Raw genomic sequence first — 18,611 nt, 5'->3', positions numbered from 1 at the left:
CGCCGTTGCTATGTACCAGAGGTCGTAGAGACCTTAGTCGCGTGCCTGATAGACCGGGTCTTCGGCCAGAAGTTGCCGCAGCCGGGCCAGAGGGTCCTGACGATAAAACAGCTTCAGCTGCTCATACACCAGAGGATACGCCTCGTGCAGCAAATCCGGGGCGCTGAAGAAGTATTCGCTGGTGACCGCGAAGAACTCAGCCGGGTTTTCCGCAGCGTACGGGTCGATGGTGGTTTCAGCGTCGGGATTGCGATCCAGTTGTCGATCAAGGTCGTCGTAGGCTTCTTGCATGACCTTGGCCCAGTCGCTGACCCGCATGTCGGCGTGCAGCGGCGGCAGGCCGTTGGCGTCGCCGTTGAGCATGTCGAGTTTATGCGCGAGTTCGTGGATCACCAGGTTGTAGCCTTCCCAGCCGCCGCTGGCCATCACGCCAGGCCAAGCGAGGATGATCGGGCCTTGCTGCCAGGCTTCGCCGCTGTGTTCGCCGTCCCATTCGTGCTCGACACCACTGGCATCTCGATGGCGCTGTGGGCTGAGGAAGTCGTCGGGATAGAGGACGATTTCGTGGAAACCCTGATACCAGTTCAGATCGCCCAAGTGCAGCAGCGGCAGTTGCGCTTGAGCGGCGAGCAGCAGGCGTTGCTCCTGGTGGAGCTCGACGCCGGGCAGGGTGGTCAGGTGTTTGTCCTGGAGGAACAGCACGCTGGCTTCGCGCAGCCACTGGTCTTCGGCGGCGCTGATGCCATCGAGAAAACTCAAGTGATGACGCACCCGCTGCCACATGTCGTCGGCAATCGGATGCTTGGCCAGGGTGCGCTGGCGACGCCAGGCGCTCAGGGACCACATCGTGAGTCAGCGCGATTGGGCTTTGGACGCGGCGTTAGCAAGGCGACTGCGGATCATGCCGATGATCATCGGTACCAGCGACAGCACGATGATGCCCACTACCAGCAGCGACAGGTTCTTTTTGATGAACGGTACGTTGCCGAAGAAGTAACCGAGGGTCACCAGACCGCCCACCCAGAGGATTGTGCCAAAAACACTGAAGGCGAAGAAACGCGGGTAAGGCATTTTGGCCACGCCGGCGACAAACGGTGCAAAGGTGCGAATGATCGGCATGAAACGCGCCAATGTCACCGTTTTGCCGCCGTGCTTGTCGTAGAAATCGTGGGTTTGTTGCAGGTAGTCGCGACGGAAGATCTTCGAGTTCGGGTTACTGAATAAACGCTCGCCGGCCGTTCGTCCGATCACGTAGTTGGTGCTGTCGCCAAGGATCGCCGCCAGCATCAGCAGGCCGCCCAGCAGCACCGGGTCCATGCCGCCGCCGGCGGCTACTGCGCCAGCGATGAACAGCAGGGAATCGCCCGGCAGGAATGGCATCACCACCAGGCCGGTTTCGCAGAAGATCACCAGGAACAAAATGGCGTAAATCCATGGCCCGTAGTTGTTTACCAGCAAATCGAGGTACACATCGAGATGCAGGATAAGGTCGAGCGGGTTGAAATCCATGTGGGGCACCTGTGGTGATAGTCCGACTCAGCAGACCTGTGCGATTGACTTCATGTAAGGCTACAAGCGGGTGTAGTTTTTCTTACAAGCCGGGAAGCTCGGGATTATACGGGCTGAGAAGTGAAAAACGCGTTGAGTTTGTAGCGGGGGATGTCTAGGGATCCACACAGGTTGGAGTGGTGCAATCGATTCCTGTGGGAGCGAGCTTGCTCGCGATTCAGGCACCTCGTTGTATCAGTCATACCGAGGAGAAGCTATCGCGAGCAAGCTCGCTCCCACAATGTTCGATGCGGATCAGAGCTCGTCGCTGATCGGCAACACGTAGTTCTTGAACTCGGTGTCTTCCTTGAATCCGATGGATTCGTAGGTTTTCTGTGCGACTTCGTTATTGCTGCTGGTGGAAACGCGCATGCGGACAGCGTTGGTTTCCTTGGCCATTTTCTTCGCGGTGCGGATGAGGTTGTCGGCCACCAACTGGCGGCGGGCCTCTTCGGCGACGTAGATGTCGTTGAGGATCCACACGCGTTTAAGCGAAAGGGACGAAAAGCTCGGGTACAACTGACAGAAACCCATCAGTTTGTTGCTGTCGTCATTGGCCAGGGCCAGGTAGATCACCGACTCCTTGCGACGCAGGCGCTTTTCAAGGAACGCCCGGGACGAGTCCGGATAGGCCAGGGAGCCATAAAACTCGCGATATTTGACGAACAACGGGGTCAGCAGGTCCAGGTGTTCGAGGGTCGCTTGAATAATCCGCATGGTAGGTCTCGTCTTCAAGTGGCTGTCTTCACGTACTGTGACGGCGAACGGTTCTCACTCGGGCAGCCGTGCGTCGATCCTGCCTGAAACTGGATCAGAAACGCAATGCGGAAACGGTTCAGGCATCCGGCAGACTCAGTAGGAAATTACCTTTCATGTCCGCTCCTGCGTCCGACTCCAGTGTCAGAACCTGCGCTTCGTCCTTCAGATTGACCCCTGACAACTGCCGCCTGCAGGCTTCGCGCATCAAATACAGCAAACGGTGTGCTGCCATGCCGTAACTCAGGCCTTCGAGTCGGACATTGGAAATGCAGTTGCGATAGGCATCGGTCAGCCCGACCTTTGGATTGTAGGTGAAATACAGCCCCAGGCTGTCCGGGGAACTGAGGCCAGGGCGTTCGCCGATCAGGATTACCACCATTTTCGCACCCAGCAGTTCGCCGATCTCGTCGGCTACGGCGACCCGACCCTGTTCCACCAGAATGACCGGTGAGACGGACCAACCGTCATTCACAATCTGGTCTTCCATCCGCGCCAGAAACTGCAGGGTATGGCGATGAACGGCCAACGCCGACAACCCATCGGCAACGACAATTGCCAGATCGACACCGCCGGGATTGGCCAATGCGTAATCGCGCAGTATCTGAGCCGACTCATCACTCAGCTTTCGCCCCAAATCGGGGCGTTGCAAGTAACTGTTCCGGTCCGTAGCGGCGCTGTGTAGCAGCAAACTGGCACGCCCGCGTTCGGCCAGTTGTGAGCTGAGCCCCGCATGGTCGAACGGCAAGTGCACAGCATCCCGGGCCTGAGCGTGGGCGTACTGGAAATCCAGCTGCGCGCTGGTCGGCATGCTGGTGCCGGTTCTACCCAAGGCGATCCGCGCTGGCGTCAGGCGACGCAGTTCCAGCAACGGGTTCTGTGGATCAACGGGTGGTTTATCCATTTCAACACTCATCCCAGTTGCGCCATCGCTTGGCGGAAGGCCGGTGGCAGGCTGTCGCCGAAGCGAATCTTGCCGTCTGCCTGGGTGAAGATGCCCATTCTCGCCAGCCATTGTTCGAATTCCGGCGCTGGTTTCAGGCCCAGCGTCTGGCGGGCGTAAAGGGCGTCGTGGAACGAGGTGGTCTGATAGTTGAGCATGATGTCATCGGAGCCGGGGATGCCCATGATGAAGTTGATCCCGGCCACGCCCAGCAGGGTCAGCAGGGTGTCCATATCGTCCTGGTCGGCTTCGGCGTGGTTGGTGTAACAGATGTCGCAACCCATGGGCACGCCCAGGAGCTTGCCGCAGAAGTGGTCTTCGAGGCCGGCGCGGATGATCTGTTTACCGTTGTAGAGGTATTCCGGGCCAATGAATCCTACGACGGTGTTCACCAGGAACGGTTTGAAATGTCGCGCAACGGCGTAGGCGCGGGTTTCGCAGGTCTGTTGATCGATGCCGTGGTGGGCGTTGGCTGACAGGGCACTGCCTTGGCCGGTCTCGAAATACATCAGATTCTGGCCCAGCGTGCCGCGATTCAGGCTCAAACCGGCGTCATAGCCTTCCTGCAGCACATTCAGGTTGATACCGAAACTGGCGTTGGCCGCCTCGGTGCCGGCGATCGACTGGAACACCAGGTCCAGCGGAACGCCGCGATTGATCGCCTCAATGGACGTGGTGACATGCGTCAGCACGCAGGCCTGGGTCGGAATCTCGTAGCGCTGGATGATCGCGTCGAGCATTTCCAGCATGGCGCAGATCGAGGCGATGCTGTCGGTGGCCGGGTTGATGCCGATCATCGCGTCCCCGTTACCGTACAGCAGGCCGTCGAGAATGCTCGCGGCGATACCGGCCGGTTCGTCGGTGGGGTGATTGGGTTGCAGGCGTGTGGATAACCGGCCGCGCAAACCCATCGTGCCGCGGAATTTTGTAACAACACGGATTTTTTGCGCCACCAGCACCAGGTCCTGCACGCGCATGATTTTCGACACGGCGGCGACCATTTCCGGGGTCAGGCCTGGCGCGAGGGCGTGCAGGCTCTGTTCGTCGGCGGCATCGCTGAGCAGCCAGTCGCGAAAGCCGCCGACAGTGAGGTGGCTGACGGCGGCGAAAGCTTGTTTATCGTGAGTGTCGATGATCAGTCGGGTGACTTCATCGGCTTCGTAAGGAATGAGTACTTCTTGCAGGAAGTGGCTGAGCGGGATGCTGGCGAGGGCCATCTGCGCAGCCACCCGCTCGCCATCGTTGAGGGCGGCGACGCCGGCCAGAAAGTCCCCGGAGCGCGCCGGACTGGCCTTGGCCATGACGTCCTTGAGACTCTCGAAGCGATAGGTCTGGGCGCCGACTGAATGGGCAAATGCGGCCACGTTATTCTCCTGATTCAATCAATGACTCAAATACACCACCAAACCCCTGTGGGAGCGGGCTTGCTCGCGAAGGCGGTGTGTCATCCAGTACATGTGTCGGATGACACACCGCCTTCGCGAGCAAGCCCGCTCCCACATTGGATCTGCGTGCACTTCAATATGGCAGGCGCCGGGCAACAGGCCCGGCGCCGGTGCAACTCAGACGCCTTCGAGCATCGCGTCCGCCGGCGCATCGAAGCGCTGCTTGGCGGTCAATTGGAAATACAAGTAACCGACAGCCATAAACCCGAGGAATACACAGCCAATCAGCGTGTTGAACCAGGCCATCGCCACCAGGCACACCACCGCCAGAAACAGCGCAATCCCCGGCACGATCGGGTAGCCCGGCGCGCGGAAGGTGCGTTCAAGGTTCGGCTCGGTTTTACGCAGTTTGAACAGGCTCAGCATACTGATGATGTACATCACGATGGCACCGAATACCGACATGGTGATCATTGCTGCCGTCAGGGTCATGCCTTGCAGGTTGACCAGACCGTCGCTGTAGATCGCCGCGATGCCGATCACGCCGCCAGCCAGGATCGCCCGGTGCGGAGTCTGGAAGCGCGAGAGCTTGGCCAGACCGCGAGGCAGGTAACCGGCCCGGGCCAGCGCAAAGAACTGCCGCGAGTAGCCAAGAATGATCCCGTGGAAACTCGCCACCAGACCGAACAGGCCGATCCAAACCAGCATGTGCATCCAGCTCGAATTGTTGCCGACCACTGCTTTCATCGCCTGCGGCAACGGGTCGTTGATGTTCGACAGTTGACGCCAATCGCCAACGCCGCCCGCCATCACCATCACGCCGATAGCCAGGAACACCAAGGTCAGAATGCCACTGACGTATGCCCTGGGAATCGTGCGTTTCGGGTCCTTGGCTTCTTCAGCCGCCATCGCCGCGCCTTCAATCGCAAGGAAAAACCAGATCGCAAAGGGGATCGCCGCAAAGATGCCAGGGATCGAGCCCATGGTGAACTCGTTGGCGCCCGACCAGCCGTTAAGCGCGAAATTACTGAAGCTGAAGCCTGGCGCAACGACGCCCATGAACACCAGCAATTCGGCGACCGCCAGTACGGTGACAACCAGTTCAAACGTCGCGGCGATGCTGACGCCGAGGATATTCAAGCCCATGAACACGAAATAGGCGCCAACGGCGGCGATCTTGGGGTCCAGTTCCGGGTATTGCACGTTGAGGTAGGCGCCAATGGCCATGGCAATCGCCGGGGGCGCAAAGACGAATTCGATCAGAGTGGCGATGCCGGCGATCAGCCCGCCTTTCTCACCGAAGGCCCGCCGGCTGTAGGCAAACGGCCCGCCCGCGTGGGGAATCGCGGTAGTCAATTCGGTGAAGCTGAAGATGAAACAGGTGTACATCGTCGCCACCATTAGGGCGGTGACGAGGAAACCCAGGGTCCCTGCGGTGCCCCAGCCGTAACTCCAGCCGAAATACTCGCCGGAAATCACCAGGCCGACGGCGATGCCCCATAAATGCAGGGTGCCGAGTGTGGGTTTGAGCTGTGTAGTAGAAGTCATAAGTCCTCGCTGTCTTTTTTATTGTTTGATCTGTTGGACTTTCGGGTACGACGTTTTCGTGTAGAGCGGGCACGCAAAGCCCGTGCCAGAGCGGCAGGGCGATGTCCGGTGTTGTCGGTGAGGACGCCTTCGCGAGCAAGCCCGCTCCCACAGGGGTTCTGTGTGAGTCCACTGGAATGGGTCGACACAAGTCCACTGTGGGAGCGGGCTTGCTCGCGAAAGCTATGTGAAGGGCGACACAGGAATACCTGTCCCGCCCACGCTTTTTAGAAGAAGCCCAACGGATTAATGTCGTAGCTCACCAGCAGGTTTTTGGTCTGCTGATAGTGATCAAGCATCATTTTGTGGGTTTCACGACCGACGCCGGATTTTTTGTAACCGCCAAACGCGGCGTGCGCCGGGTACAGGTGGTAGCAGTTGGTCCACACACGACCGGCCTTGATGGCGCGGCCCATGCGATAGGCGCGGTTGATGTCGCGGGTCCAGAGGCCGGCACCCAGGCCGAACTCGGTATCGTTGGCGATGGCCAGGGCTTCGGCTTCGTCCTTGAAGGTGGTGATGCTCACCACCGGACCAAAGATTTCTTCCTGGAACACACGCATTTTGTTGGTGCCCTTGAGCAGGGTCGGCTGGATGTAATACCCGGTCGCCAGGTTGCCCTCGAGTTTCTCCACCTTGCCGCCGGTCAACAGCTCGGCGCCTTCGCCCTTGGCGATTTCCAGGTACGAAAGGATTTTGTCGAATTGCTGCTCGGACGCCTGGGCGCCGACCATGGTGTCGGTGTCCAGCGGGTCGCCACGTTTGATCGACAGCACTTTCTTCATCACGACTTTCATGAAGTCGTCGTAGATCGACTCTTGCACCAATGCACGGGATGGGCAGGTGCAGACTTCGCCTTGGTTGAAGAACGCCAGCACCAGGCCTTCAGCGGCTTTTTCAATGAAGCTTGGCTCGGCCTTCATGATGTCTTCGAAGAAGATGTTCGGCGACTTGCCACCCAGCTCCACGGTGGACGGAATGATGTTTTCGGCGGCGCATTTCATGATGTGCGAGCCGACCGGGGTCGAGCCGGTGAAGGCGATCTTGGCGATGCGTTTGCTGGTGGCCAGTGCTTCGCCGGCTTCTTTGCCGAAGCCTTGCACCACGTTCAGCACGCCCGGCGGCAGCAGGTCGCCGATCAGCTCCATCAGCACGGTAATGCCCAGCGGCGTTTGCTCGGCAGGCTTGAGCACCACGCAGTTACCAGCCGCCAGGGCCGGGGCGAGTTTCCAGGCAGCCATCAGGATCGGGAAGTTCCACGGGATGATCTGCCCGACCACGCCCAATGGTTCATGGATGTGATACGCCACGGTATTGCCGTCGATCTCTGCAGCGCTGCCTTCCTGGGCGCGGATGCAACCGGCGAAGTAGCGGAAATGGTCCGCCGCCAGCGGGATGTCGGCGTTGAGGGTTTCACGCACGGCTTTGCCGTTGTCCCAGGATTCGGTGATCGCCAGGACTTCGAGGTTCTGTTCGATGCGGTCGGCGATTTTCAGCAGCACCAGCGAGCGAGCCTGGGCGGACGTGGCGCCCCAGGCATCGGCAGCGGCGTGGGCAGCGTCCAGGGCTTTGTCGATGTCTTCGGCCGTGGAGCGCGGGAATTCGGCAATCGGTTGGCCATTCACTGGCGAGGTATTGGTGAAGTACTGACCTTTAACAGGCGCGACGAACTCGCCGCCGATGTAGTTACCGTATTTGCTCTTGAACGAAACGATAGCGCCTTCAGTACCGGGGTGAGCGTAACGCATGGTGAGTTCTCCTTGGCTTTTGTACTTATTAGAGAGGCGCATGTGCGCTTGCTATAAGCGTAGAGCAAAGGTCGGGCCAGTGCCTTGCAGGTCAGGCAAATCAAGGCCTTACGCAGTTTTTGTCGGACCGGCGGACGCTGTCTGTGACGGTTTCGGTACAGCCATGGTGACACTTTGTACCGTTTCTGGCGCAACCTGTGACCGGGCGGTCTTGCCAGCATTGCAAAGCATGGATGGCTGGAGGATGCTCGGTGCCTGTGATGGACCGTAGGCACTGCCGAAGGCTGCGATCTTTTGATCTCGAACCATCAAAGTCAAAAGATCGCAGCCTTCGGCAGCTCCTACAGGGCCGTGTACACCTTTCGGGGAGAACAATAAGAAATGCACGACAACCATTTGAGTCGCCATGCCCAGCAGGTCCTGACCGTCACTCAGGGAAAGTCTCACTTGCACGGCCCCGGCAGCGATCCGTCGATTGCCCGCTCCTGGCTGCGCTGTCTTGAGGACTATCACCTCGACCCGGCCCTGACCATGGCACCGACAGTGCTGGAACATGGCCGCGTCCTGGAAAGCCGCGAGCGCTTGCAGCAAGTGCTGCACATCGCCGGCAGCGAAATGACCAGTCTTCATCAGCAACTCTCCGGCGCCGGCCACGCGGTCCTGCTGACTGACGCCCGCGGGGTGATCCTCAATTGCGTCACCGCGCCTGCCGAACGGAAGATTTTCGAACGCGCCGGCCTCTGGCTCGGTGCGGACTGGAGCGAAGCCTGTGAAGGTACCAACGGCATCGGCACCTGTCTGGTGGAGCGTCAGTCGCTGACCATCCACCAGGATGAGCATTTTCGCGGCCGTCACACCGGCCTGACCTGCTCGGCGAGCCCGGTGTTCGACCCACACGGCGAACTGCTGGCGGTGCTCGATGTGTCCTCGGCGCGCCACGAGGTCTCTCGTCAAAGCCAGTTTCACACCATGGCCCTGGTCAATCTTTCGGCGAAGATGATCGAGAGCTGCTACTTCCTGCGCTATTTCGACAATCAGTGGTTGCTGCGTTTTCACCTTCAGGCCGAATCCGTCGGGCTGTTCAGCGAAGGGTTGTTGGCATTCGACGGAGAAGGGCGGATCAGCGCGGTCAACCAGAGTGCGCTGAACCTGCTGGGGCATATTCGCGGTGGGTTGCTGGGCAAACCGGTGGAGGCGTTTTTCGACTGCTCGCTGGATGAATTGCTCGGCCGCGCCAGCGTCAATGCCAGCGCCAGTTGGCCGTTGCGCACGCGCGACGGACGGAGTCTGTTTGCGCTGTTGCGCGGGCAGCCACGCAGCATTCCGGTGCCGGTGGTGCAAAGTGCGGTGATCGCCGAATCTTCGCGCTTGTCGGGTATTTGTCTGGGTGACACGGGGTTGCAGGAAGATTTCCGCAAATCCTTGCGCGTGTTCGAGCGGGACGTACCGCTACTGATCAACGGCGAAACCGGATCCGGTAAAGAAGCGTTTGCCAAAGCCGTCCACCAGGCCAGCCAGCGAGCAGAAAAAGCCTTCGTCGCCCTCAACTGTGCCGCCATCCCCGAAAGCCTGATCGAGAGCGAACTGTTTGGTTATCGCGGCGGCAGCTTTACTGGTGCACGCAAGGAAGGCATGCGCGGCAAGTTGCAGCAGGCTGATGGCGGGACTCTGTTCCTCGATGAAATCGGTGACATGCCCCTGGCCTTGCAGACCCGGCTATTAAGGGTGCTGGAAGACCGTCAGGTGGTGCCGATCGGCGGCGAGCCGGAGTCGGTCAACGTACGGATCATCAGCGCCACTCACCGCAATCTGCTGGAGCGGGTGCAGGACGGCAGCTTCCGCGAGGATTTGTATTACCGACTCAATGGGCTGGAAGTTGCATTGCCGGCGTTGCGTGATCGCAGTGATAAATCCCAACTGCTCGATTTTTTGCTGGCCGAAGAGGCGGGCGGGGAAACCGTATTGATCGACGGTCCGGCACGCCAGGCGTTGCTGGCCTTCGCCTGGCCGGGGAACGTGCGGCAGTTGCGTAATGTGCTGCGCACGTTAGCGGCGTTGTGCGACGGTGGGCGGATCGGGCTGGAGGATTTGCCGGCGATGATTCGTCAGGCTCGGCCAGTTCCGGTTGTTGCCGTTGAGGAGCCGTCGGACTACCCGCTGGATGACGCTGAGCGGCTGGCGTTGCTGAATGCGCTGGAACAGACGCGTTGGCATATGACTCACACGGCTGAACAACTTGGGGTTAGTCGCAATACGCTTTATCGGAAGCTGCGCAAGCACGGGATTGCCCGATAAACCGCATCGCGGCCATTCGCGAGCAAGCCCGCTCCCACAGTTGATCTGAGTCGTTCACAAATCCAATGTTGGGGCTTGCTCGCGAAGGCGTCCTCAAGTCCGAAACACAAGGTGCGAATTTTCCCACCCTAAGCTAACCTGCGGCCATGTTTTACGAGGTCGACTAATGCACATTCACATTCTTGGTATCTGCGGCACTTTCATGGGTTCGATGGCGGTTCTGGCCAAAGAGCTGGGCCATCACGTGACGGGCTCCGATGCCAACGTCTATCCGCCGATGAGCACTCAGCTGGAGGCTCAGGGCATTGAGTTGACTCAAGGCTATGACCCGGCGCAGCTCGATCCGGCACCGGATCTGGTGGTGATCGGCAATGCCATGTCCCGCGGCAACCCGGCTGTCGAATACGTGCTGAATAAAGGCCTGCCGTACGTCTCCGGCCCGCAATGGCTGGCGGATCACGTGTTGCAAGGTCGCTGGGTGCTGGCCGTCGCCGGTACTCACGGCAAAACCACCACCAGCAGCATGCTCGCCTGGGTGCTGGAACACGCGGGCATGAGCCCGGGTTTCCTGATCGGCGGCGTGCCGCAAAACTTCTCGGTGTCCGCTCGTCTGGGTGACACCCCATTCTTCGTGATCGAAGCCGACGAGTACGACAGCGCGTTCTTCGACAAGCGCTCCAAGTTCGTTCACTACCGCCCGCGCACGGCGATCCTGAACAACCTGGAATACGATCACGCCGACATCTTCCCCGATCTACCCGCCATCGAGCGCCAGTTCCACCATTTGGTGCGGACCATCCCGAGCGAAGGCCTGGTGATTCACCCGACCACCGAACCTGCGTTGAAGCGGGTGATCGAGATGGGCTGCTGGACTCCGGTGCAAACCACCGGTGCCGGCGGTCAGTGGCAGGTCAAACTGCTCAGCGAAGACGGTTCGAAGTTTGAAGTGATGTTCGAAGGTGTTGCCCAAGGTGTGGTCGAGTGGGACATGACCGGCCAACACAACGTCGCCAACGCCCTGGCCACGTTGGCTGCGGCGCGCCACGTCGGTGTTGTGCCGTCTATGGGCATCGCTGCTCTGAGCGCATTCAAAAGCGTCAAGCGCCGGATGGAGAAAGTCGCGGAGGTCCGTGGCATTACCATCTACGACGACTTCGCTCACCATCCGACGGCGATTGCGACGACCCTCGACGGTCTGCGCAAGCGCATCGGCGATGCACCGTTGATTGCGATCATCGAGCCGCGCTCCAACTCCATGAAGCTCGGTGCTCACCGCGACGGCTTGCCGGAAAGCGTGGTCGATGCCGATCAGGTGATCTGGTATGCGCCGGCCAACCTCGGTTGGGATCTGGGGGCTACTGCTGCGTTGTGCACGGTGCCGTCGATCGTCAGCGATTCGCTTGAAGGCATTATCGAGCGTGTGAAGAGCCAGGCCCAGCCCGGCACTCACGTGGTGATCATGAGCAACGGCGGCTTCGGCGGCCTGCACGGCAAACTCGCCGAGGCGCTGCAATGAACAACGGCCCGGAACGCATCACGCTGGCGATGACCGGCGCTTCGGGCGCCCAATATGGTTTGCGCCTGCTTGACTGCCTGATTCGTGAAGACCGCGAGGTGCACTTCATGATCTCCAAGGCTGCGCAACTGGTGATGGCCACCGAGACAGACGTTACGCTGCCGCCGAAAACCCAGATGATGCAGGCCTTCCTCACCGAATACACTGGCGCTGCCGTCGGGCAGATTCGGGTGTATGGCAAGGAAGACTGGATGTCGCCAGTGGCCTCGGGCTCCGGCGCGTCGGCAGCGATGGTGGTGGTGCCGTGTTCCACTGGGACCTTGTCCGCTATTGCGACGGGGGCTTGCAACAACCTGATCGAGCGTGCTGCCGACGTCACCTTGAAGGAACGTCGTCAGCTGATTCTGGTGCCGCGTGAGGCGCCGTATTCGAGCATCCACCTGGAGAACATGCTCAAGTTGTCGAACATGGGCGTGACGATTTTGCCGGCGTCGCCAGGCTTTTATCATCAGCCGCAAACCATCGACGACTTGATCGATTTTGTCGTGGCGCGAATTCTCAATCTGCTGAACATTCCCCAGGACATGCTGCCGCGTTGGGGCGAACACCATCTGACCAGCGATGAATAAGCTATTGGCAATTGTGCTGGCGCTGCAATTGGCTGGCTGCGCCACGGCGCGAACACTTGATGCCGCCAAGCCCGGGGCGCCAGTGGTGTATTCGGGGACGCGTCTGGATTTGTATGCCATGAACGGCGGTTGCTGCGCCATGGACCACTTCGGCGCCGAAGCCCCGAGCTACCCCGGCATCGACCTGCCGGCCAGTGCGTTGCTCGACACGCTGCTGTTGCCGCTGTCGGTGCTTACGGTGATTGGGGTAAGTTTTCAGGCGACGGGCGGATTGTAAAAAGCAAAAGATCGCAGCCTTCGGCAGCTCCTACAGGTGTACACATTCCACTGTAGGAGCTGCCGAAGGCTGCGATCTTTTGATCTTATTTGCCTAACTTGCGCAACTCATCCGACTCCACAATCCGCACCCCATCCTGCTCTTCCAGCGCCAGTCGCCACATGGCGCGGGCCAGTTGGCAGGCTTCGATGCCGCGGTATTTGCCCGGGATCAAGCGGGACAAGGGCCCGACGAATTGCTCAGCCATACGCGGTTCCATGCGCTCGCCCAGCAGCAGCGAAGGTCGACAAATGGTCAGTTGCGGCCAGTCCTGTGCGCGCAATGCATATTCCATCTCGCCTTTGACGCGGTTGTAGAAAATAGAGGACCTGCGATCGGCCCCCAGGGCACTGATCACGATCAGGTGCCGTGCGCCCATCTCCCGTGCGCGTTTGGCGAACGCCACCACCATGTCCAGGTCCACCGCGCGAAACGCCTGCTCCGAGCCGGCCTGTTTGATGGTGGTGCCGAGGCAGCAGTAGGCGATGTCGACGCGACCGCTCAGTTGCGGCAGAAACACCGCCGGGTCGCCGACCGGGTTTTCCAAATGGGGATGCTCGGCCAATGGCCGGCGTGAGGGCGCCAATACTCGTGAGATCGTGGGCTCATTGAGCAGGCGATCAAGTAAATGTTCGCCGGTCAAACCGGTAGCTCCGGCAAGCAATACGTGCTGAGGCGTCAAGTACATAGTGTTTCCCCCTTGATACTATTCAGCTTAGTTGCTCTTTGCATCCTTGCTGCTGATAGAGACACTTTGCAACGCCTTTCGTGCCTGCTGCTTGCGTAACAGCTGCCAGTGAGAGAGAACGGTTTTCGGCGCCCAGATCTGCGGTTCAGAGGCTTCGAAGCTGTCCGCCAGTTCGCGCTCGGCGACGGTGGCCTTGGCCAGTTTGAAGGCTTGCTCCAGATCGTCAGTCTGGTTCAGTGCCTGGGCGAACAGCGCATCGCCGAAATAGGTGAAATTGGCCTCTTCCGAGCAGCCGAAGGACACGCGGTCAGCCCGCGAGGCGGTCATGATCAGGGTGCGTTCATCCTTGAGCGCCGGAATGAAGCCACCGGAGTAACAGGACGAAATCACGATGATCTTGTCGCGGCTTTTCAGCGGTGAGAGAACCGCGGCGAGTTCGTCGGCCGGCAGATCGGACAGTTCCATGCGCGGCTGGTCGAGCACCAGTTCGTGTTCGCTGGTGCCGTGGCTGGTCATGTAAATGAAGATCAAGTCTTCCGGGCCACTGCGTTCGGCCAGGGTGGCGGCGGCGCGGCGCAGGTTTTCCCGGGTGGCCATCGGCCGGTCGACGAGGTGGTCGCGATGGTTCACCAGGCGGATCTGGCCAAACGCACCAAAGCGGCTGCTGAGCATGTTGCTGACGTAATCGGATTCGCGCAGGAACACGCTTTGCTTGCCGTCACCGCCGACTGTCAGGGTGTACAACTCGACCGCCGGGGTCGAAGCCGGCACGTTGGACAGTGCTTCGTTCAGCAGGCGGCCCTGGGCCAGCAAACCGAGCTCCAGGCTATCGGGCAGCAGCTTGCCATCGGCATCGCGAACACGCTGGCCATTGATCCACGTACCGCTTTGCACTGTGCCGTCAGTCAGCACCAGGGTGCCGCGCCCCGAGTAACTGTCACCGTCGAACTGGCCGATGTAGAAGCTGCCGTCGGACAGGTTCAATCGACCTTGGCCGGTAAAGCGCCAGTCGCTGAACTGGCCGATGTAATGGCTGCCGTCGGCGCCGATCAACTCGCCCTTGCCGTTCAGCGACCCTTCCTTGAATTGACCAAGCCAGACATCACCGTCGGCGTTCTCGTAGCGGCCCTTGCCGTGCAGTTGGTTGTTCTTGAAACCGCCGACATAGATATCGCCATCGGCGCTGTTGAAAGTCCCGTTGCCTTCGAGCTGACCGTCGACGAAATGCCCGGTGAACTGATTGCCGCTGGCGTCGCCCCGTTGGCCTTCGCCGTTGGGTTTGCCGTGGGCGAACTGGCCCTGATACAAGCTGCCGTCTTCGAGTTCGAGACGACCGAGCCCTGAATATTGATCGGCCTTGAATTCACCGCGGTAGGTCATACCGTTTTCTTTGAGGGTGCCTTCACCGTCCCGTCGACCGGCTTTGAAACTGCCGGTGAAGCTGCTGCCGCTGGTGGTCAGTATGCCCTTGCCGTCGAACAGCCCTAGATTGAATCCCCCGCGATAGACTTCGCCGTTGCTGCCGTGCCATTCGCCCTGGCCATGCCATTGGCCCTTGTCGAAGTCGCCGGCGTACCAGCTGCCGTTCGGGTAATCGATACGGCCCAGGCCTTGCAGCAATCCGTTGACCAGTTCACCACGATAGCGTCCGCCGTCCGGCAACCGGGCGTCGGGGGGCAACAGCGATTCGCCGTCGCCGCAAGCGGTGAGCAATAGGGTCAGAGCGAGGAGTGCAAGTGGGCGCATAGCGGGATCCGGGCAATTAGGCGACCGAGTATGCCGCAGCTGTTTGACCTTATATAGCCAGGAAACAGGAGAGGGCGCGAAACAGCGTGAGCTGCTTCGCATCCGGGATGGGTTACACGAAGCAGAGAGACAGTGGCTCGGCGATGTAGGCCGGTTTATCCGAGCCTTCGATTTCAAGCGTGGCGGTGGCTTTGAGCAGCCATTGACCGGGCTTTTTCTCGATGACTTCGTTCATGTCGACCTTGAGTCGTACCCTGGAATTGACCTTCACTGGCTGGATGAAACGCACGGTATCCAAGCCGTAGTTGACCACCATCTTCGCCCCTTCAGGGAGGATCAGGATGTCTTCCATCAGTTTGGGGATCAGCGATAGCGACAGGAAACCGTGGGCAATGGTGCTGCCAAATGGCGTTTGCGCGGCTTTGACCGGGTCGACGTGGATGAACTGATAGTCCCCTGTGGCTTCGGCGAACAGGTTGATGCGCTCCTGATCGATGGTGAGCCATTCGGAACGTCCGAGTTCCTTGCCGACATAATCTTTGAGCTCCGCAACTGGAACATAGGGCATTGAGACTCTCCTTGGGTTCATCGGTTTTATAGTTTTGAGGTGGGGGGATTTGACCTCCCGGATTACCACTTTAGATCAACATGGCAAATGGCTCCGGTCAACTGACCATGATTTTGGCGAATGCCGGTCCATAGCGTTGGCGTGCTTATAATGCCGAGCGCGAATTTGCGGGAGATGATGGATGTTGTTACGTGGCCTGACCTGGCTGGTGCTGTTCCAATTGCTGGGCACAGCCATCAACCACTTGTTTTTACCGGTGCTGCCGGGGCCGATTGTCGGCCTGCTGTTGCTGCTGGTGTTCCTGATCAGCCGTGGCCAGGTCGGCGAACCGCTGAACCTCGCGGCCAGCAGTCTGCTGCGTTATCTGCCCTTGCTGCTGGTACCGCCAGCCGTGGGTGTGATGGTTTACGCCAAAGACATTGCCGCGGATTTCTGGGCCATCGTCGGTGCGCTGGTATTGTCACTGTTGCTGTCACTGGCCTTCGCTGGCGTGCTGATGCAGAGCATGGTCAAGCGTCACGCTCATCGTGAGGACGGCCAATGATCCTCGACTGGCACGGCGCCTGGACGTCGGTGATTCATCATCCGTTGTTCGGTATTGGCATTACGCTGGGTGCTTATCAGTTGGTGCTGGCGGCGTTCGAGAAAACCCGCTGGATCTTTCTGCAACCGGTGCTGGTCTCGATGCTACTGGTGATCGGCGTATTGGTGGGTTGCGGCCTGACCTATGCCGAGTACCGCAAGAGCACCGAGATCCTCAGCATCCTGCTCGGGCCTGCGACCGTGGCGCTGGCTGTGCCGCTGTACCTCAATCTGCGACGCATTCGGCAGTTGTTCTGGCCGATATTTACTACGCTGGTGATAGGTGGCGTCGTCGCCACCGGCATGGGCGTATTGCTAGGCTGGTCGTTTGGTGCCGAACACATGATCCTGATGACCATGGCGCCGAAGTCGGTGACGTCGCCGATTGCCATGCTGGTGGCGGAGCAGATCGGTGGCGTCGCGGCGCTGGCGGCAGTGTTCGTGTTGATCACCGGGGTGATCGGGGCGATCTTCGGGCCGAGCCTTTTGACCAGGCTGGGTGTGCACAGCCCTGAGGCGCGCGGTATGGCACTGGGCATGACAGCGCACGCGGTCGGCACGGCGGTGGCGATGCAGGAAAGTGAAGAATGCGGCGCCTTCGCGGCGCTGGCGATGAGTCTGATGGGCGTGGCCACGGCAGTTTTCCTGCCGTTGGCGGTGTCGATGGTGGTGTAAGGAAATGTCTATGAGCTTGCCGCTTTTTCCGCTGAACACGGTGTTGTTTCCTGGTTGCATCCTCGATTTGCAGATCTTCGAGGCGCGCTACCTGGACATGATCAGTCGTTGCATGAAACAGGGCGGCGGCTTCGGCGTGGTGTGCATCCTCGACGGCGAAGAAGTCGGCATCGCCCCGGCGGGCTACGCGCTGGTCGGATGCGAGGCGCTGATCACTGATTTCAAACAGCAGGACAATGGCTTGCTGGGCATTCGGGTGCAGGGCGGGCGGCGTTTCCACGTGTTGCGTACCGAGATTCAGCGCGATCAGCTGACCGTCGCCGAGGTCGAGTGGCTGGAGGACGAACCTGAGCAACCGCTGCAGGACGAAGACGCCGACCTGGTTGCGCTGCTCAAAGCCTTGGCCGAACACCCGATGGTCGAAGCATTGAACATGGGCACCGAAGCAACCGGGCAGCAGTCGTTGGCCAATCAGTTGGCGTACCTGTTGCCGTTTGCCGAAGTGGACAAGATCGACCTGCTGCAACTCGATGATCCGCAGCAGCGGCTGGATGCGATTCAGGCGCTGCTGGATGAGTTGCAGGGTGAGTTGTTTGCTTAGTTGTACTTTGTATTAACTTGGTTTGTCTGCCAGTATTGTTTTGATTTTGTCTTTGTCTTAATTTCAAGTTGCCCGCAAGGAGTGGGCGATCTGATTAATAACAAGGATGAAGTCATGAATATTTATGAAGACGAATGGGCGTTTTGGGATGATGTCGCTGGCAAATATATTCTGAAGCATGCAGCGGCCGATCATAACGTCGATAAGGTAATAGATGCGGCGGGCGTTTATGCTGACTTGATGGTGGTTGAACGTCGTAAGCGCAAGCGCTTAAAACCTTTGTTGAAGGAAGTGTCCGTGGCCGCTATGCCTACGGTTTAGTCAGTATTTTTGTATTTCGTTATTTTTGTTAACGGTACTCTCGCTATGTTGGTGGGGAGTAAGTAGTGCCGCATCTAATAAAATCAAGGTGTTTTTATGGTCATGGAAGAAAATAAAACGTTTACAGCGAACCTTTACGTTAACGGTTTGCCGTTGGTCCTGAACCAACAGCGCCTGAAGACAAGACTCAGTGATCCGCGAATCACCAGGCACGAACAACTGGATGTTGAAGTTGCCCTGGCCGACAGGGGCGCTTCGAGTATTATTACGCTCGCCGATCATGAGGATGATACTCCTTTGTTATTCAAGTTTGTTCCGCGCGGTGACGATTATGCTGTCACAGTCGTTTTGCGAGGTGCTTATGAAGGATGGCGCTTGAAAATAGAGGCCGATACTCACCATGTGTCCGTAAGTGACAATGCGGATTCTGATTTTTTTTCAATCAGTAAACACGGCGCGCCTAAAGCCAGGTTTACTGATCTTGACCCAGGGCCCTCTTATGTTTACATCGTGAGTGAGGTGAATGGGCGAGCGTTATATCGTGCCGAAGAGAGCGGGAAGATAATCTTTAAAAATGTAGACCCCAACCGCACGGGACATGACGCCTTTAACAACAAGCCAGCCGCCTTTGTACTCAAGGTTATTCCGACGTCCGCCGCGGTGGATGAGTGAACTCGCGCCATTCATTCGTGCAATGAATGGCGCGT

At 59.1% G+C, this 18,611-nt stretch carries 19 protein-coding genes; 9 read left to right on the top strand and 10 right to left on the bottom strand.

Going from position 1 to position 18,611, the window contains the following annotated elements; all coding sequences use genetic code 11:
- Nucleotides 1-33 precede the first annotated feature (33 nt).
- The 7 genes from ACMXYH_RS28780 to exaC all read right to left on the bottom strand — a co-directional run bounded on the left by ACMXYH_RS28780 (nt 34) and on the right by exaC (nt 7,967).
- Nucleotides 34-846: a zinc-dependent peptidase gene (locus ACMXYH_RS28780; protein WP_415765667.1), complete on the bottom strand. Its 813-nt coding sequence runs from the start codon at nt 844-846 to the stop codon at nt 34-36.
- Nucleotides 847-852: 6 nt separating this feature from the next.
- A complete protein-coding gene (locus ACMXYH_RS28775) occupies nt 853-1,509 on the bottom strand; it encodes a DedA family protein (RefSeq protein ID WP_415765666.1) in 657 nt (218 codons plus the stop codon).
- A 294-nt stretch (nt 1,510-1,803) separates the two neighbouring features.
- On the bottom strand, nt 1,804-2,265 hold the full coding sequence (locus tag ACMXYH_RS28770) for a GNAT family N-acetyltransferase (protein ID WP_134422496.1): 462 nt from the start codon (nt 2,263-2,265) through the stop codon (nt 1,804-1,806).
- A 118-nt stretch (nt 2,266-2,383) separates the two neighbouring features.
- Nucleotides 2,384-3,208: an ethanolamine ammonia-lyase subunit EutC gene (gene eutC, locus ACMXYH_RS28765; RefSeq protein ID WP_415765664.1), complete on the bottom strand. Its 825-nt coding sequence runs from the start codon at nt 3,206-3,208 to the stop codon at nt 2,384-2,386.
- An 8-nt stretch (nt 3,209-3,216) separates the two neighbouring features.
- Nucleotides 3,217-4,611, bottom strand: a complete 1,395-nt coding sequence (locus ACMXYH_RS28760) for an ethanolamine ammonia-lyase subunit EutB (protein WP_415765663.1) — start codon at nt 4,609-4,611, stop codon at nt 3,217-3,219.
- 198 nt (nt 4,612-4,809) lie between these two features.
- Nucleotides 4,810-6,180 (bottom strand): ethanolamine permease, encoded by a 1,371-nt coding sequence (eat, locus tag ACMXYH_RS28755; protein ID WP_046047379.1) that lies wholly within the window; start codon nt 6,178-6,180, stop codon nt 4,810-4,812.
- Between the two features lie 266 nt (nt 6,181-6,446).
- Complete coding sequence (gene exaC, locus ACMXYH_RS28750) at nt 6,447-7,967, bottom strand: acetaldehyde dehydrogenase ExaC (protein ID WP_010467346.1); 1,521 nt, start codon at nt 7,965-7,967, stop codon at nt 6,447-6,449.
- A gap of 381 nt (nt 7,968-8,348) precedes the next feature.
- Here exaC and ACMXYH_RS28745 point away from each other — a divergent pair, with 381 nt between their 5' ends.
- The 4 genes from ACMXYH_RS28745 (at nt 8,349) to ACMXYH_RS28730 (ending at nt 12,684) form a co-directional block, all read left to right on the top strand.
- Nucleotides 8,349-10,262 (top strand): sigma-54-dependent Fis family transcriptional regulator, encoded by a 1,914-nt coding sequence (locus tag ACMXYH_RS28745; protein ID WP_129440864.1) that lies wholly within the window; start codon nt 8,349-8,351, stop codon nt 10,260-10,262.
- 166 nt (nt 10,263-10,428) lie between these two features.
- Nucleotides 10,429-11,778 carry a UDP-N-acetylmuramate:L-alanyl-gamma-D-glutamyl-meso-diaminopimelate ligase gene (gene mpl, locus ACMXYH_RS28740; RefSeq protein WP_134422488.1) on the top strand — a complete coding sequence of 450 codons (1,350 nt, stop codon included), beginning with the start codon at nt 10,429-10,431 and terminating at the stop codon, nt 11,776-11,778.
- The gene (ubiX, locus tag ACMXYH_RS28735; RefSeq protein ID WP_415765662.1) at nt 11,775-12,407 is read left to right on the top strand and encodes a flavin prenyltransferase UbiX; all 633 of its coding nucleotides are present in this window, start codon (nt 11,775-11,777) and stop codon (nt 12,405-12,407) included. The genes mpl and ubiX overlap by 4 nt, the downstream gene beginning before the upstream one ends.
- Complete coding sequence (locus ACMXYH_RS28730; protein ID WP_129440870.1) at nt 12,400-12,684, top strand: YceK/YidQ family lipoprotein; 285 nt, start codon at nt 12,400-12,402, stop codon at nt 12,682-12,684. Before ubiX ends, ACMXYH_RS28730 begins: the two co-directional genes overlap by 8 nt.
- Nucleotides 12,685-12,769: 85 nt before the next feature.
- Here the strand turns inward: ACMXYH_RS28730 and ACMXYH_RS28725 are convergent, their stop codons facing one another.
- From ACMXYH_RS28725 to ACMXYH_RS28715, 3 genes are all read right to left on the bottom strand, one after another.
- Nucleotides 12,770-13,411 (bottom strand): oxidoreductase, encoded by a 642-nt coding sequence (locus ACMXYH_RS28725; protein ID WP_129440872.1) that lies wholly within the window; start codon nt 13,409-13,411, stop codon nt 12,770-12,772.
- A gap of 27 nt (nt 13,412-13,438) precedes the next feature.
- Entirely contained in the window at nt 13,439-15,157 is a 1,719-nt protein-coding gene (locus tag ACMXYH_RS28720) for a C13 family peptidase (protein ID WP_415765661.1), read from the bottom strand.
- 112 nt (nt 15,158-15,269) lie between these two features.
- Nucleotides 15,270-15,725: a MaoC family dehydratase gene (locus ACMXYH_RS28715; protein ID WP_123367685.1), complete on the bottom strand. Its 456-nt coding sequence runs from the start codon at nt 15,723-15,725 to the stop codon at nt 15,270-15,272.
- 181 nt (nt 15,726-15,906) lie between these two features.
- Between ACMXYH_RS28715 and ACMXYH_RS28710 the strand changes: the two genes are divergently transcribed.
- From ACMXYH_RS28710 to ACMXYH_RS28690, 5 genes are all read left to right on the top strand, one after another.
- The gene (locus ACMXYH_RS28710) at nt 15,907-16,269 is read left to right on the top strand and encodes a CidA/LrgA family protein (RefSeq protein ID WP_415765660.1); all 363 of its coding nucleotides are present in this window, start codon (nt 15,907-15,909) and stop codon (nt 16,267-16,269) included.
- Nucleotides 16,266-16,982 carry an LrgB family protein gene (locus ACMXYH_RS28705; protein ID WP_134422482.1) on the top strand — a complete coding sequence of 239 codons (717 nt, stop codon included), beginning with the start codon at nt 16,266-16,268 and terminating at the stop codon, nt 16,980-16,982. Before ACMXYH_RS28710 ends, ACMXYH_RS28705 begins: the two co-directional genes overlap by 4 nt.
- 10 nt (nt 16,983-16,992) lie before the next feature.
- Entirely contained in the window at nt 16,993-17,583 is a 591-nt protein-coding gene (locus ACMXYH_RS28700; RefSeq protein ID WP_008152802.1) for an LON peptidase substrate-binding domain-containing protein, read from the top strand.
- 114 nt (nt 17,584-17,697) lie between these two features.
- Nucleotides 17,698-17,904 carry a hypothetical protein gene (locus ACMXYH_RS28695; protein ID WP_129440880.1) on the top strand — a complete coding sequence of 69 codons (207 nt, stop codon included), beginning with the start codon at nt 17,698-17,700 and terminating at the stop codon, nt 17,902-17,904.
- 96 nt (nt 17,905-18,000) lie between these two features.
- Nucleotides 18,001-18,576 carry a hypothetical protein gene (locus ACMXYH_RS28690; protein ID WP_415765659.1) on the top strand — a complete coding sequence of 192 codons (576 nt, stop codon included), beginning with the start codon at nt 18,001-18,003 and terminating at the stop codon, nt 18,574-18,576.
- Nucleotides 18,577-18,611: the final 35 nt, after the last annotated feature.

This window comes from Pseudomonas frigoris (genome assembly GCF_047758635.1).
GTDB classification, from domain to species: domain Bacteria; phylum Pseudomonadota; class Gammaproteobacteria; order Pseudomonadales; family Pseudomonadaceae; genus Aquipseudomonas; species Aquipseudomonas frigoris.
This window is presented reverse-complemented; position numbering and strand designations above follow the sequence as displayed.

Bases quoted from the DNA above. Each gene is read 5' to 3' on its own strand.
- exaC (WP_010467346.1), bottom strand. From the start codon at position 7,967: ATGCGTTACGCTCACCCCGGTACTGAAGGCGCTATCGTTTCGTTCAAG.
- ACMXYH_RS28725 (WP_129440872.1), bottom strand. From the start codon at position 13,411: ATGTACTTGACGCCTCAGCACGTATTGCTTGCCGGAGCTACCGGTTTG.
- ACMXYH_RS28780 (WP_415765667.1), bottom strand. From the start codon at position 846: ATGTGGTCCCTGAGCGCCTGGCGTCGCCAGCGCACCCTGGCCAAGCAT.
- mpl (WP_134422488.1), top strand. From the start codon at position 10,429: ATGCACATTCACATTCTTGGTATCTGCGGCACTTTCATGGGTTCGATG.
- ACMXYH_RS28720 (WP_415765661.1), bottom strand. From the start codon at position 15,157: ATGCGCCCACTTGCACTCCTCGCTCTGACCCTATTGCTCACCGCTTGC.
- ACMXYH_RS28770 (WP_134422496.1), bottom strand. From the start codon at position 2,265: ATGCGGATTATTCAAGCGACCCTCGAACACCTGGACCTGCTGACCCCG.
- ACMXYH_RS28705 (WP_134422482.1), top strand. From the start codon at position 16,266: ATGATCCTCGACTGGCACGGCGCCTGGACGTCGGTGATTCATCATCCG.
- ubiX (WP_415765662.1), top strand. From the start codon at position 11,775: ATGAACAACGGCCCGGAACGCATCACGCTGGCGATGACCGGCGCTTCG.
- eutC (WP_415765664.1), bottom strand. From the start codon at position 3,208: ATGGATAAACCACCCGTTGATCCACAGAACCCGTTGCTGGAACTGCGT.
- eat (WP_046047379.1), bottom strand. From the start codon at position 6,180: ATGACTTCTACTACACAGCTCAAACCCACACTCGGCACCCTGCATTTA.
- ACMXYH_RS28715 (WP_123367685.1), bottom strand. From the start codon at position 15,725: ATGCCCTATGTTCCAGTTGCGGAGCTCAAAGATTATGTCGGCAAGGAA.
- ACMXYH_RS28690 (WP_415765659.1), top strand. From the start codon at position 18,001: ATGGTCATGGAAGAAAATAAAACGTTTACAGCGAACCTTTACGTTAAC.
- ACMXYH_RS28710 (WP_415765660.1), top strand. From the start codon at position 15,907: ATGTTGTTACGTGGCCTGACCTGGCTGGTGCTGTTCCAATTGCTGGGC.
- ACMXYH_RS28730 (WP_129440870.1), top strand. From the start codon at position 12,400: ATGAATAAGCTATTGGCAATTGTGCTGGCGCTGCAATTGGCTGGCTGC.
- ACMXYH_RS28745 (WP_129440864.1), top strand. From the start codon at position 8,349: ATGCACGACAACCATTTGAGTCGCCATGCCCAGCAGGTCCTGACCGTC.
- ACMXYH_RS28700 (WP_008152802.1), top strand. From the start codon at position 16,993: ATGAGCTTGCCGCTTTTTCCGCTGAACACGGTGTTGTTTCCTGGTTGC.
- ACMXYH_RS28775 (WP_415765666.1), bottom strand. From the start codon at position 1,509: ATGGATTTCAACCCGCTCGACCTTATCCTGCATCTCGATGTGTACCTC.
- ACMXYH_RS28695 (WP_129440880.1), top strand. From the start codon at position 17,698: ATGAATATTTATGAAGACGAATGGGCGTTTTGGGATGATGTCGCTGGC.